The 12,042-nt window shown below is 63.5% G+C and carries 21 protein-coding genes; 8 read left to right on the top strand and 13 right to left on the bottom strand.

Annotated elements, in window-relative coordinates:
* The first annotated feature begins 188 nt into the window (after positions 1 to 188).
* The gene (locus tag LB515_RS21450; protein ID WP_224708894.1) at positions 189 to 692 is read left to right on the top strand and encodes a hypothetical protein; all 504 of its coding nucleotides are present in this window, start codon (positions 189 to 191) and stop codon (positions 690 to 692) included.
* Between the two features lie 5 nt (positions 693 to 697).
* Here LB515_RS21450 and LB515_RS21455 read toward each other — a convergent pair whose 3' ends face one another.
* Complete coding sequence (locus LB515_RS21455; RefSeq protein ID WP_224530856.1) at positions 698 to 997, bottom strand: AzlD family protein; 300 nt, start codon at positions 995 to 997, stop codon at positions 698 to 700.
* The gene (locus tag LB515_RS21460) at positions 994 to 1,737 is read right to left on the bottom strand and encodes an AzlC family ABC transporter permease (RefSeq protein ID WP_224708895.1); all 744 of its coding nucleotides are present in this window, start codon (positions 1,735 to 1,737) and stop codon (positions 994 to 996) included. The genes LB515_RS21455 and LB515_RS21460 overlap by 4 nt, the downstream gene beginning before the upstream one ends.
* Positions 1,738 to 1,908: 171 nt before the next feature.
* Between LB515_RS21460 and LB515_RS21465 the strand changes: the two genes are divergently transcribed.
* Positions 1,909 to 2,367 (top strand): Lrp/AsnC family transcriptional regulator, encoded by a 459-nt coding sequence (locus LB515_RS21465; protein WP_040981044.1) that lies wholly within the window; start codon positions 1,909 to 1,911, stop codon positions 2,365 to 2,367.
* A gap of 41 nt (positions 2,368 to 2,408) precedes the next feature.
* Here LB515_RS21465 and LB515_RS21470 read toward each other — a convergent pair whose 3' ends face one another.
* The 5 genes from LB515_RS21470 to LB515_RS28355 form a co-directional block, all read right to left on the bottom strand.
* A complete protein-coding gene (locus LB515_RS21470; protein WP_095768382.1) occupies positions 2,409 to 2,729 on the bottom strand; it encodes a plasmid stabilization protein in 321 nt (106 codons plus the stop codon).
* 36 nt (positions 2,730 to 2,765) lie between these two features.
* Positions 2,766 to 2,963, bottom strand: a complete 198-nt coding sequence (locus tag LB515_RS21475) for a hypothetical protein (RefSeq protein ID WP_140543043.1) — start codon at positions 2,961 to 2,963, stop codon at positions 2,766 to 2,768.
* A gap of 50 nt (positions 2,964 to 3,013) precedes the next feature.
* On the bottom strand, positions 3,014 to 3,232 hold the full coding sequence (locus LB515_RS21480) for a hypothetical protein (RefSeq protein WP_140840683.1): 219 nt from the start codon (positions 3,230 to 3,232) through the stop codon (positions 3,014 to 3,016).
* Between the two features lie 27 nt (positions 3,233 to 3,259).
* Positions 3,260 to 3,754, bottom strand: coding sequence for a hypothetical protein (locus LB515_RS21485; protein WP_224708981.1), 495 nt, complete (start codon positions 3,752 to 3,754; stop codon positions 3,260 to 3,262).
* 145 nt (positions 3,755 to 3,899) lie between these two features.
* A complete protein-coding gene (locus tag LB515_RS28355; protein WP_095768385.1) occupies positions 3,900 to 4,115 on the bottom strand; it encodes a KGG domain-containing protein in 216 nt (71 codons plus the stop codon).
* A gap of 324 nt (positions 4,116 to 4,439) precedes the next feature.
* Between LB515_RS28355 and LB515_RS21495 the strand changes: the two genes are divergently transcribed.
* Positions 4,440 to 4,664 (top strand): hypothetical protein, encoded by a 225-nt coding sequence (locus LB515_RS21495; protein ID WP_140840687.1) that lies wholly within the window; start codon positions 4,440 to 4,442, stop codon positions 4,662 to 4,664.
* Between the two features lie 55 nt (positions 4,665 to 4,719).
* On the opposite strand, the gene LB515_RS21500 is transcribed toward LB515_RS21495, so the two are convergent.
* Positions 4,720 to 5,613, bottom strand: coding sequence for an alpha/beta fold hydrolase (locus tag LB515_RS21500; RefSeq protein ID WP_224708896.1), 894 nt, complete (start codon positions 5,611 to 5,613; stop codon positions 4,720 to 4,722).
* A 39-nt stretch (positions 5,614 to 5,652) separates the two neighbouring features.
* On the bottom strand, positions 5,653 to 5,883 hold the full coding sequence (locus tag LB515_RS21505; RefSeq protein WP_095768388.1) for a DUF6894 family protein: 231 nt from the start codon (positions 5,881 to 5,883) through the stop codon (positions 5,653 to 5,655).
* 163 nt (positions 5,884 to 6,046) lie between these two features.
* Between LB515_RS21505 and LB515_RS21510 the strand changes: the two genes are divergently transcribed.
* A complete protein-coding gene (locus LB515_RS21510) occupies positions 6,047 to 6,766 on the top strand; it encodes a Crp/Fnr family transcriptional regulator (protein WP_224632204.1) in 720 nt (239 codons plus the stop codon).
* Positions 6,767 to 6,770: 4 nt separating this feature from the next.
* Here the strand turns inward: LB515_RS21510 and LB515_RS21515 are convergent, their stop codons facing one another.
* Both LB515_RS21515 and LB515_RS21520 read right to left on the bottom strand, forming a co-directional pair.
* Positions 6,771 to 7,070, bottom strand: a complete 300-nt coding sequence (locus LB515_RS21515; protein ID WP_095768390.1) for a DUF982 domain-containing protein — start codon at positions 7,068 to 7,070, stop codon at positions 6,771 to 6,773.
* A gap of 208 nt (positions 7,071 to 7,278) precedes the next feature.
* A complete protein-coding gene (locus LB515_RS21520) occupies positions 7,279 to 7,455 on the bottom strand; it encodes a hypothetical protein (RefSeq protein WP_176477081.1) in 177 nt (58 codons plus the stop codon).
* Between the two features lie 160 nt (positions 7,456 to 7,615).
* Between LB515_RS21520 and LB515_RS21525 the strand changes: the two genes are divergently transcribed.
* Both LB515_RS21525 and LB515_RS21530 read left to right on the top strand, forming a co-directional pair.
* Positions 7,616 to 8,635, top strand: a complete 1,020-nt coding sequence (locus LB515_RS21525) for an SDR family oxidoreductase (RefSeq protein ID WP_224708897.1) — start codon at positions 7,616 to 7,618, stop codon at positions 8,633 to 8,635.
* Between the two features lie 19 nt (positions 8,636 to 8,654).
* Positions 8,655 to 8,960 carry a hypothetical protein gene (locus tag LB515_RS21530; RefSeq protein ID WP_095768391.1) on the top strand — a complete coding sequence of 102 codons (306 nt, stop codon included), beginning with the start codon at positions 8,655 to 8,657 and terminating at the stop codon, positions 8,958 to 8,960.
* Positions 8,961 to 8,982: 22 nt separating this feature from the next.
* Here LB515_RS21530 and LB515_RS21535 read toward each other — a convergent pair whose 3' ends face one another.
* Positions 8,983 to 9,168, bottom strand: coding sequence for a hypothetical protein (locus LB515_RS21535; protein WP_095768392.1), 186 nt, complete (start codon positions 9,166 to 9,168; stop codon positions 8,983 to 8,985).
* Positions 9,169 to 9,435: 267 nt separating this feature from the next.
* Here LB515_RS21535 and LB515_RS21540 point away from each other — a divergent pair, with 267 nt between their 5' ends.
* Together LB515_RS21540 and LB515_RS21545 are read left to right on the top strand one after the other, a co-directional pair.
* Entirely contained in the window at positions 9,436 to 10,539 is a 1,104-nt protein-coding gene (locus LB515_RS21540) for a flavodoxin family protein (protein ID WP_224610573.1), read from the top strand.
* 9 nt (positions 10,540 to 10,548) lie between these two features.
* Complete coding sequence (locus tag LB515_RS21545) at positions 10,549 to 11,607, top strand: YihY/virulence factor BrkB family protein (protein WP_224708898.1); 1,059 nt, start codon at positions 10,549 to 10,551, stop codon at positions 11,605 to 11,607.
* Positions 11,608 to 11,633: 26 nt separating this feature from the next.
* On the opposite strand, the gene LB515_RS21550 is transcribed toward LB515_RS21545, so the two are convergent.
* On the bottom strand, positions 11,634 to 11,846 hold the full coding sequence (locus LB515_RS21550) for a hypothetical protein (RefSeq protein WP_224610575.1): 213 nt from the start codon (positions 11,844 to 11,846) through the stop codon (positions 11,634 to 11,636).
* Positions 11,847 to 12,042 lie beyond the last annotated feature (196 nt).

The raw sequence follows: 12,042 nt of genomic DNA on the forward strand, positions 1-12,042 counted from the left end.
TGACGGTGGCGGGGACGAATGACTCTTGGGGTGATAACGCGCCCATCGTTAAAAGGTGAGCCATCCTTCTATCGAACTCTTAGGACAACTGGGCTAATTGCCTGTGAAACGCTTTGCTCGGGACATGACGTCTTGGCTCGACTGTCCGGCGTCCGAACCATGACGGAGGGCCGCCTGCGAGACCCGTAATGTCCTCGACCGTCAACATCGCCATTGTGACCCTGCAGCCGCAGCGCCTGTTGCCGACGGCCAGGCCGGCTGCCAGTAGCCACAGCGCCGTCGGCGCCGCGGCTTCGCCGCTCATGCAGGCGGAGCCCACGGCCCCAGCATCCAAGTTCAGCCTCGACAACCTCAATATCACAGCGACGAAGGTCCGACTGATGGAACGTGCGGGCAATGAGTTCCGCATCGATCAGGCCGAATATGAGTCAGTGTCGTCCTACGGTACGGCGATCAAGAACGCCGTCGAAGCGTTGAAACGGCAATCGCCGTCGGCGATCGCCCAGATCGAGAGACAGCTTGGCCTGGACCAGCTTGGCGTTTCTCTCGATAGGCTCGTCGACGCGATAGCCGATCCGCGAGGCAGCGATAGCAAAAGGCTGGATGCCGCGTTGAAGCAGCATGCGGACGGACCGGGCGCAGGCGACGCCGCATCGATCCAGCTGGACGAGCTCGGGCTTTACGGCGGCTGAGGCAGCTAGCCTATCAGCCATCTCAGCATGCCCGCCGAAGCCACCCCGATCACCACCGTCGGCAGCATCGACAGCCGTGTCGCCGCCAGCACCGTGATTGCAAGCGCCGCCAGATCGGCCGGATTCTTCGAGACGAAATCCGGAGCGATCACCGAGATCAGCACGCAGCCGGGCGCGGCTTCCATCACCGCCGTGGCGCGCGGGCCGAGCGCGCGGTTCCTCAGCACCACATAGCCGCCGACGCGGGTGAGATACGTCACGCCGGCCATCGCCAGGATGGCGAGCACGGTCATCGGATCGATCATCTCTCACCTGCCAGGAACCACGCGGCCACCAGGCCGGACAGCGCACCGGCCGCCACATACCAGGCGCCGGGCACGACGAGATAGGTGAGCGTCGCCACCGCCAGGCTGACCAGCCAGGGCCGCGCCGCGGCAAAGCCCGTCCACATGCCCCGAAGCAACACCAGGAAGACAGCAGGGAAAGCCAAGGCAAAACCGTAGGTCTCGACGTCGCCGAGCACCGGCCCGAGTGCCGCGCCGCAGGTCGTGAAAGCCACCCAGGCGAGGTAGAAGGGCAGGGCGGCGCCCAGATAAAAGGCCAGGCTGAAGGCCGGCCGCATGTCGGCGTCGGCGCGCCGCCGCGCATCCGCAAGGCCTACGGCCCAGCTTTCGTCGCACATCAGGAACAGCGCCGGAAACACCTGCCGCTTCGGCAGATGGTTGATGAACGGCGCAAGTGCGGCGCCCATCAGGAAATGCCGGCTGTTGACCAGAAAGGTGATGGCGGCGACCAACAGGATATGCGGCGGCGAAGTCCAGAGCTGGATCGCGGCGAATTCTGAGCCGCCGGCGAAATTGAGGCCGGTCATCAGCGGCACCTCGGCCACGCTCAGGCCCTTCTGCGCGGCCTGCGCGCCGAGCACCAGCGCGTAGGGGATGATGCCGAGCAGCACCGGCGTCGAAGCGGCGAGCCCGCGCCGGAACTCGCCGCCGCGTCCATCGGTGCTTTGACCCTCGGCGAGGGCGATCTCGGAAACGCTCATGGCTTTGCTTTCGGCTGGCCTCGCGGCCGCCGTTCTCCCGCTCGGTTGTGGGTTGCTATCGGTGGGGCACTATAGCCGAATTGCCTCGCAATCGGGTTGCGAAGGTGCCACGTTTATGCGAAAATTTAGCATTGAATGGCGCATTCAGGAAAAAGGTTGGAATCTGACACCATGAAGCTGGATGAGATCGACAGGCGCATTCTGCGCGCCTTGCAGCGCGACGGGCGCATGGCCAACAACGATCTGGCCAAGGAAGTCGGCCTCTCGCCGTCGCCTTGCCTGCGGCGCGTCAAGTTGCTGGAGGAGGCCGGTGTCATCGATCGCTACGTCGCGGTGCTCAACCCGGCCAAGATCGGCCGCGGCCAGACCTTTTTCACCCGCATCTGGCTGAAGCAGCAGGATGAGGACACGATCGAGCATTTCGCCGCCGAGGTGGCGAAATTCCCCGAAGTGATGGAGTGCTATCTGATGCTGGGCGACTGCGACGCTATGGTGCGGATCGTGGCGGCCGGCATCGACGACTACCGCCGCTTCCAGTCGGAGCATCTGAGCCGCATCAAGGGCGTGCAGAACGTCAAGACGGATGTGCCAAGCCAGACGATCAAGCAGACCTCGGAGATGCCGCTGTGAGGCCCTTGCCTTCTCCACAACAAGGGGAGAAGGCAAAGTCCTCAATGATGGGCGTGGTGCTCCGCGTTGCGCTTGCGCGTGGCCGCTGCCTTCTTCGCGGAAGCGGAGCGCGCGGCCGCGGATCGCTCGCCCGACGCCTTGCCGCCAGCCTTCCCGCCCTTATGCGCCGCCGGATGACCGGTATGCTTGCCGCGGCCGGAGCCCCCTGCCTTCTTGCCGCCGGCGTCGTCCTTGTTGACCGTCGCCCAGGCGCGGCGCTCGGCTTCTTTCTCGGACACGCCGCGCTTCTCGTAGCCTTCGGCGATATGGTCGGCCTTGCGTTCCTGCTTGTCGGTGTATTTCGATTTATCTCCGCGTGGCATTGTCCTGCTCCTTGTTGCGCTGAGTGATTGAGAGTCTCAGGAACCCTTTTTCTTGGCGACGTCGCCGAGGTCGGCCCGTTCCGGATCCTTGTTGTTCTCGTCGGCCGCGTCGCGATCCTCGTCGGGATCATCCTTGGCCGGCAGATAGCCGCGCGGCTTGTTGGCCTTCGGGCCTTCCCAGCGCGGCCATTGATCGGAGGTTCCGGGACGTCCGGTATTGGGTGAATTGCTCATCTTAACCTCGCTTTCGAGAAAGCCGTTTGCCCTCCATCCTTGGAGAACCGTCAGCCTTCCGCTTTCATGGTCCGTGCGATCTTCAAGAGTTTGTCGCGGTCGTGCCCGTGCTCCCGGATCAGTTCGCGCGCCTGCTTCGGCGACAGATCGGTATTCTCCGCCAGGAAGCGCACGTCGGGATCGTCGCCGCCCTTGGTCGGCAAATTGCCGGTCGCCGTCGCATCGGCGGCGCCCGGCCGGTTCGGTATATTGTCGTTCGCCTGGGTCATCGCAGGCCTCCTTCGATTTCCGCCGTATCAGTTCGCTGTCTGGGAGTGCCTGCGGCGCGCTTCCTTCTTGCGGCGCAGCACCTCGTCGGTGCCGACGATGTCCTTCGAGCCGCCGGTGATCGCGGTCGAGACCACGGCCGGCGGATCGCTTGCCGGAAAGGAGTCCTCAAGGCCGGACTGCAACTGCTCCTCCAGCGTATCCGGGTCTTCCGAACGGCCTTCGGCGCGACGTCCGTCGATCTCTTCCAGATCTTGCTTGGCGTCGGGATGCTCGCGCACATTGCGCAGCGTCGACACGACGAGTTCGACGGCGAATTCCTTCATCTCCTCGCCGTGCGGGGCGGCGACGTCGGTCTCCTCGATCAGGCGAACAAGCGATTGTTCGAGCTTGTCCAACTCGCGCATGCCCTGGCAGTGCCCAAGTTTCTGCGCCAGAGCTTGGATCAGCAACGGACCGAAGGTCGAGTAGGCTTGCATGCGGGTCTCATCGACCTGTTCGGGATGAAGCGTTTGCAGCGACATTGATGCCTCCGTTCAAACATCCTGCGGCGGCAGCCTGGGCAACCGACTGAAGAGGAACTGGAGGGCGGGGCAGAAGTTCCATCGCGGGGGAGATCCCGCGGGCAGATGAAATGGCGTCCGTGAAGGACACGGACGCCATTTGAATTCAGCGCTGACCGCCTTTACGGCCGGCCTCGGAGGCGCGCTGGCGGTCTTCGGCGAAGTTGCCGCTGCCACCTCGGTGCTGGCCGGCGCTCCGCTGACCCATGTTGCGATCCTCGGCCTGCTGCTGCCCGCTGCCGCGATGCTGGTCTTCGCGGTTCTTGTGGCTCTGCTGGCCGGCCTTGACGTGCTGTTCGTGGGTTCCGCCTTGATTGGGCATATCGAATTCTCCGTTAATTCGGATTTTTCTTGAGGGTGAATTCAAGGACGCGTCCAACATCCCTGAGTAAGGGCAACAGGCGTCGGCAACCGATGTTCCGGTCGAAACATTTTGTGACTCGTCAGACTGAAGTCCGATCCGGCCAGCGCATTGGGCTGGCTTGTGCAACCAAACCTCCTTTTGCGAATTGGTGAGCGGCCGACGAGAAAGCCCCCTCCATCGCCGGCTATCATGGTGCCCGCCGGTCAGCCCCGCGCAATTCCGGCGGGCACCGTTATCCATAAACAGAAGGCCGCGCAGCCGACCTCGGAGCGAGACGACGTTTTGACCTATATCTCTGCAAAGCCCGCTCGGCAGGATGCCGAAAGCCTGCCTGCCAATGACAACCAGCGTACCACCCTTGCCGATCTTTCGTTCCTCGACATCATCAATGACGAGGACGAGGTCGCCGATATTGCCAGGCGCGCAGAGCGTCTCGGCCATGCCGCGCTCATCACAATGGCGATCGGCCTGGCGGCCCTGCCGTTGCTCTGGCTGATGCTGAGGTGAGCCAGGCCGACCGGCCGCTTGGCCGGCCGGCGCCATCTGCCGGAAAGGATCGTCTCTATCTTCCGGAAAAGAAGGCGTCGAGCGTGGCCGCCGTTTCGATCGGCGATTCCTCCGGAAAGAAATGGCCGCCGGGCATCGCCCCGCCGCTGGCATCGTCGGCCCAGTTCCGCCATATGCCCAGCGGTCCGTCTTCGTCCCGATACCATTCGGCCAGCGCGCCATGCTCGCTCCACAGCGCCAACACGGGGCAGGATATACGCCGGCCGGCCTCGCGGTCCGCATGGTCGTGCAGCCGGTCGAGCGAAGCCGCCGCGCGATACTCTTCGCAGATGGCGTGGATATGCGCCGGATCGCGCAGCGCATCGACATAAGCCTGCCGCACGCCGGGCGGGAACGCGTCGGCGGCGGATCCCCAGCCGGAAAGCGCATTGTCGATGATTGCTTCGGCCGTCGCCGCCAATATCGTCTCCGGCAGCGGCTCGGGCTGCGCCAGCAGCGACCATGGCCAAAAGCCTAGCGCCAGCCTGGCATCGGCCCGGTCCCAGACCTCGGCGGTAGGGACGATGTCGAGCACGGCGAGCTTCTCGACGCGGTCCGGATGATCGAGCGCCAGCCGGTAGGCGACGCGCCCGCCGCGATCATGGCCGGCGACCAGGAAACGTTGGAAGCCGAGGTCCCCCATGAGTGCCGCCATGTCGGCCGCCATGGCGCGCTTGCCGTAGGGCGCATGATCGGCAGCCGATGGCGGGCAGGAGCTTTGCCCATAACCCCGCAGATCGGCACAGACGACGCTGAAATCCCGCGCCAGGCTGGGCGCCACGTCGCGCCACATCGCATGCGTTTCGGGAAAGCCGTGCAGCAGGAGCAGGCCAGGCCCGCTGCCACCATGTCGGACGAAGATACGCGCCTCGCCGGTGTCTACTTCCAATGTGTCAAAATTGGCGAACATGCTTGGCCCCGGCGGGATGCGATGCTGATGGCAAAGGCCTCACTTCCAGGCCGAGTCCAGCGTCAGCGACGCCTCGAATATCTGCTCCTTCTCGGTGCGCAGCTTCACGGTGATCTTCAACTGTTCGGTCCCGGGCGCCTCGTCGCGGGCAATGTCGTGCAGGATGCGCAACGCCTCAAGACGGGCACGCTCGCGGTCGGCAAAAAGCTGCCCGTGGTCGTCAATCTGGCCATGCTCGGCATTATGGAGGTCGAAATAGTAGCGTTCCATCGATGAAGCACTCCGGGCGTTTGGCAAGTTCAATCCCTGGCCCCGATCATGGTTCCAAGCGGTTGATCCTCAGGGAAATCCGCGGTGCGCCGGCCCTTGCTGCGCCGCCGCCTGCAACCGGCCCGGCCCTGCGGCGTTACCTGTTGCGCATGGAGAACCGCGGATGCTGGAATCGCTTTACCTCAACCTGGGCCAGCATGACGCGCTGTCAGAAGAAGAGAAGGCGCTGCTCGCCGGCGCCATGCCGCTCGAAAGATACGTCGCCGCCGGCGAGGATATCGTCACGGAAGGCACGCGGCCGACCTACAGCACGCTCATCATCGACGGGTTTGCCGCCCGCTACAAAGTATTGGAGCACGGCGGCCGCCAGTTCACCTCGCTGCAGGTCGCGGGCGATTTCGTCGACCTTCATGCTTTTTTGCTGAAGACGATGGACCATGGCATCGTCGCGCTATCTCCCTGCCACGTCGCCGCAGCGGAGCATAGCAAGCTCAAGACGATTACCGAGCAGGCGCCGCACCTTACCCGGCTGTTGTGGCTGGACACGCTGGTCGATGGCGCCATCCACCGCGAATGGATCGTGGCCATGGGCCGGCGCTCCAAGACCTCCCATCTCGCGCATTTGATATGCGAGCTGTTCGTCAGGCTGCAGGTGGTGAAAAAGACGCGCGAGATGAGCTTCCATCTGCCGCTGTCGCAGGCCGAGCTCGCCGACGTGCTCGGCCTCTCCGTTGTCCATATGAACCGGGTCATCGGCACGCTGCGCCGCATGAACGTGGTCAGCTGGACGAACCATATGATCACGATCCTCGACTGGGAGCGGCTGGTTGCGATCGCCGAATTCGATCCAACCTATCTCAGCATGACGCGCGAGCCGAGATAGGCATCTAGCTGCGCGGAGTCTTGGAGCGCGACCACAACTCGTCTAGCATGGTAAGCGCGGCACTCGGCTGGGCAGGCCTCAGCAGGCCCTGCTGCGCGGCGACCTTCTTGAAGGCGGCAAAGGCAATGGCCGGACGGCAGGTGCCGGCGATCGCGTCGTCCACCAGCCGCGCCGCTTCGAGATAGGCTGGCGCCTCCTTGTTCTTCCAAGCGCCTCCAAGCGCCTTCTTGGCCTCGGCGACGGTGGTGACAACCATCGTGCCGCCGCTGACGAAGCGTATCGTGAGGGGCAGGAAACGGCTCATCGGTCTTTCACCATCCGAGCCATTCGCGCGTGCGCCAGGCAAGACCGACAAAGGGCGCGGCCGTGATCATGGCGGCGGCGAGGACAAAAAGCGGGCTGTTCGTACGCATGGATTTCATTTTTCACCGTAAAAATTGCGGATGGCAGTAAACGATGACTTCGGCAGTCGGTTGCATCCGGCCGGATGGTCCAAGGCTGCAAATCCGAGGCTACATATTGCTCGCGGGCCGGGCCGGCGGCGCCGGGCGGTGCGGCGGACGTGGGCGCGGCCTGAGCGGCACCTCGGCCAGCGAAGCGCGGATCACCCTGACGGGGACTGGTGGCGCTGCGGCGCGCCGGCGCAGCATTGCGGCCGAGAGACTGCCGATGAGCGTTCGAACGTCCATGTGGACTCCTCCTGAAGAGTCCCCCAGCGACCAAGCGTTAGCACCGCGGCCGGGCGGCCGCATTTAACTTTGATGTACGCGCAGGCATCTCGGCGAGGTGCGGCGATCCAAGGGCCAACCTTTTCCGTTGGCATGCGTTGTCCTCCGAAAGGAGATGACCATGCCGACCAGCAGCCGAACGAAAACCGATACAGCCAGAAAATCAGCGACCGCCAAGAAGACAGACACGGCGAAGGCCGCGAACAGGCAGCGCGGCGTGCAACGCAAAGTCGACGCCACCGACCGCAGCAAGCCGAAACCCAAATCGCCGGGCGCCATGCAGGCCGGCGCGCGCAAATACCCCACGCCGCCTTTCCCCAGGCAGCATCATCCCAAGCCCGGTGAGGAATGGGCGATCGAGCCCGCGCCGCTTTATGATGCGCCCTTCTGGCAAGGATCGGGCAAGCTCAAGGACAAGGTCGCGCTGATCACCGGCGGCGATTCCGGCATCGGCCGCGCTGTGGCCGTGCTGTTCGCACGCGAGGGTGCCGATGTCGCCATCGCCTATCTCAGCGAGGACCGCGATGCCGAGGCGACTAAGCATGCGATTGAGGCGGAGGGCAGGCGCTGCATCACCTTGCGCGGCGACGTGGCCGAACGCGCCTTCTGCCGCAAGGCGGTGGCGGAAACGCTCAAGGCCTTCGGCAAGCTCGACGTGCTGGTCAACAATGCCGCCTTTCAAATCCACTCGACCGATTTCGCCGATCTGACCGAGGAACATTTCGACACTACGCTGAAGACCAATCTCTACGGCTATTTCCACATGGCGCAGGAAGCTGTGCCGCACATGAAGCCGGGCTCGGCGATCATCAACACGGGTTCGGTCACCGGCATCGAGGGTTCGAAGGAACTGGTCGACTACTCGATGACCAAGGGCGGCATTCACGCCTTCACCCGCGCTCTCTCCGGCAACCTCATCTCGAAGGGCATCCGCGTCAATGCGGTGGCGCCGGGTCCGGTCTGGACGCCGCTCAACCCATCCGAAAAACAAGCGGAAGACGTTTCGCAGTTCGGCGCCAAGACGCCGATGAAGCGGCCCGCCCAGCCGGAGGAGATCGCGCCGGCCTATGTGTTCCTGGCCTCGCCGCAATGCTCGAGCTACATCACCGGCGAAATCCTGCCGATCATCGGGGGTTACTGACACCCATGAGGAGGATCTCATGAAAAAAGCGCTTCTCATTGCAGTCGTCACCCTGATCCCGGCCCTGCCGGCGGTGGCCCAGAATGCCGCCCAGCCGAACGACCAGCAGGCGCAGAACTGCCAGGCCAAGCCCGACGCCAACGACCAGCAGCAGAAACAAAAGCAGCAGGCCGACACGGATGAGCTGTCGAAAAAACTCGGCAATTGCGGCGGCGTGCTGAAGCCGCCGCCGACCGGCGACAAAAACGCGACGCCGCCGCCCCCGACAGGCAGCGACATGCCGGTGATCAAGCCGGGCGAAATTCCGCCGCAGACCGGCCAATGAGGCCGTCTTCAACAACAAGGGTTCAATGCTTGCGCTTCTCGCCCTCGGTCGCCTTGGCGGCCGGCAAGTTGTGGGCCTCGCGTATCATCTGCAATGCCTCCTCACGCGTGAGGCCGCATTTGCGGGCAAAGTAAGCCGCTTCGAGGATCTCGGCCTCGGAAGCCGCCGAAACAGTGGAAGCCGGCCGTCTGTGCTTCTTCTTGGCCATCGGTTCACCGCGCCATGAATCACTTAGTCAGCTAAATATAGGCCCGTTGTTTCTCATTGCAAATTCACCGCTGCTTTTGGCGATCCTGCTGGGCTGCCTGTGCCATTGGGAACCATCGCGCCGGCACAGGATTGTGACTTGCGGGCCGCGTCAGCCGGACCTGGTGGCAAAGAGAACAGGGCTGGTTTCTCCGGCTTCCCGCCCTGGCCAACGAAAAGGCAGTCGAGCTCTTGTCCCACCCGGCCCGCTCCGAGCTTGGGGCAGTACATGGCAGTGGATACGGAATCAAACGGTGGCGGCGTCGAACCGCGCAAGGGCATGCCCAGCCCGCGTCTCGGCGAGAGCGAGTTCAAGCAACGCTACAGGAAGCTGTTCTACGATCCGGCCTTCGAGCCGGAGGCCGAAGCCATAGGCAGGCTGGCCGAAATCGCTTGGCAGGCCTATAGCGAGGAACGCAAAAGTCCGGTGACCCGCAAAGCGGGGGAGGGTTTTCACGACCCAAGCTACGATCTCTCCGTCGAATGGATCGCCGCTCACGATGCGGTCAAGGCCGCGCAACGGCGCCACGAGGACAGAACTGCACCGTCGCGCATCCTGATCATCAACGGCTCCTCACGCAGCGAGCATACTTGCCCGGGCGAAATGTCGAAAAGCTTTCGTCTCGTCGAACTGGCGCGCCGCGCCATTGCTGGCAGGCCGGGCTTTTCCGTTGAAGTGCTCGATCTGTCGCGGCTCGCTTCCGAATATGGCCGCAGGATCTACCCTTGCAAGGCCTGCTTCTCGACAGCGGCGGCGCTCTGCCACTGGCCGTGCTCGTGCTATCCGAACCATTCGCTCGGCCAGGCGCACGACTGGATGAACGACATTTATCCCCTTTGGGTCGAGGCGCATGGCGTGATGATCGTCACGCCCGTCAACTGGTACCAGACCTCCTCGCCGGTGAAGTTGATGATGGACCGGCTGGTCTGCGCTGACGGTGGCAATCCCGATCCGTCTTTGACGCAGGGCAAGGATGCAGCGCTTGCCAAGCAAGCCGAACTCGCTGGCTGGAGCTATCCCCGCCATCTCGAAGGCCGGTTGTTTTCGGTTGTCGTTCATGGCGATACGGAAGGCGCTGCGAACGTGCGGCATGCGCTTGCCGACTGGCTGCGTTCGATGAAGCTCGATCCCGTCGGCGAGATTGCCGAACTCGACCGCTATATTGGCTACTGGAAGCCCTATGCAACCAGCCATGACGAGCTCGACGCTGACAAGGACGTTCAGGTTGAAGTAACCAACGCCGCGCTAGCCCTGGCCGAAGCGGTGGCGAGGCGCCGGGCAGGGGAATTCCCCACCATCGGAGCCGATCTCAAGGATCCACGCCCAAAATAGGGGAAGAAGATGCCGCGCTGGGCGAACGAAGGCTGGACAATCCTCAAGGAAAGCGTCTCCGGCTATATTGCCGACAATGCGCTGAGCCACGGCGCGGCGATGGCCTTCTACGCCACCACCTCGCTGGCGCCGATCCTGCTGATCGTGGTCGCGATCGCCGGGTTTGTCATCGGCAACGATGCCGCGCAACTGGCGCTCTCGGCACAGATATCGGGCGTCATGGGACCGCAGAGCGCTGATCTTCTCAAGGCAACGGTCGAGACCGCCTCGCAGCGCGGGTCCGGTACTTTGGCCGCCTTGATCGGGCTGGTCACGCTTTTAATCACCGCGTCCGGCGTCTTCGGCGAGATGCAGCAGACATTGAACGAGATCTGGAAGGTCAAGCCCACCAGCGTGTCGTTTTCGCGCCTGGTGCGGGCGAGGGCGGTGAGCCTCGGACTTGTGGCGGCGCTCGGCTTCCTGCTGCTGGTGTCGCTTGCAGCCAGCACTGCAATCGCCGCGCTTGGCGAAGTCATTAACCGCAGCCTGCCGTTTGGAACGCTGATCGTCAGCGGCATCAACACGATCGTCTCTTTTGTGCTGATCGCGCTGCTCTTCGCCGCGATCTACAAGGTCCTGCCGGACCGCACGCTCAAATGGCGCGATGTCGGCATCGGCGCTGCGGTCACGGCGTTGCTCTTCACCATCGGCAAATCGCTGATCGGCTGGTACATCGGTACCAGCGCCATAGCGACGTCTTACGGAGCGGCGGGCGCGCTGATGGTGGTGCTGGTCTGGGTCTATTATTCGGCACAGATTTTTCTTTTCGGCGCCGAGATTACCCGCGCCTATTCGGTACGGCGCGGCAGCCGGCGCGACCTCGCGCCGGTCGTTGCGAATGCAACCGACCGGGCTGCGCTGCACCATGCCGAAGAAGTAGCCAAACCGGGGACGACGATGCCGGCCGACGCTGGTGCAAGTGTCGGCGCGGCGGCGCGTCGGGCATCCGGCGGCGGGATCGTCCTATGGATTGTCCTCGGCAGCCTGATCGCTCTACTTGTCACGGGGGTCTTGCGCCGCTCAGGCTGATACGACCTCGTCGCCGGGCTCGTGCCTTACCGCCGTTCTTCCTGCCGTTTCTCGATTTCGTAGGACAGCCAGCGGCAGAACATGCCGATAACCGAGGTAGCGGCTCCGCCGAGCAGACAAGCAATCAGCAACGGACTTTTCGAGGCATTGTCCCAACTGACGATCGCCAGCAGCGCCACGCTCACTGTGGAAATCAGATACCCTGTACCCTTGAGAAGATGAAGCGACGATCTGGTCATGTTGGCCCGCCTTCCAATGAACAGACAATCAGGATCGAGGTTCCATTTAGCCGATGTTCCTCCACGACGGTGGCGGCATGAGGCACTTGCTGGAAACCGGGAAGGCAGGCTGGCCGGCCGCAACATACAACTCACTTGGGACTGAAGTCGCACGCAGCGCCGCTTTTGGTCCAAGCAGTGAAACCTTGGCCCGCCG

The organism is Mesorhizobium sp. CA15, assembly GCF_020165215.1.
Lineage (GTDB): Bacteria > Pseudomonadota > Alphaproteobacteria > Rhizobiales > Rhizobiaceae > Mesorhizobium.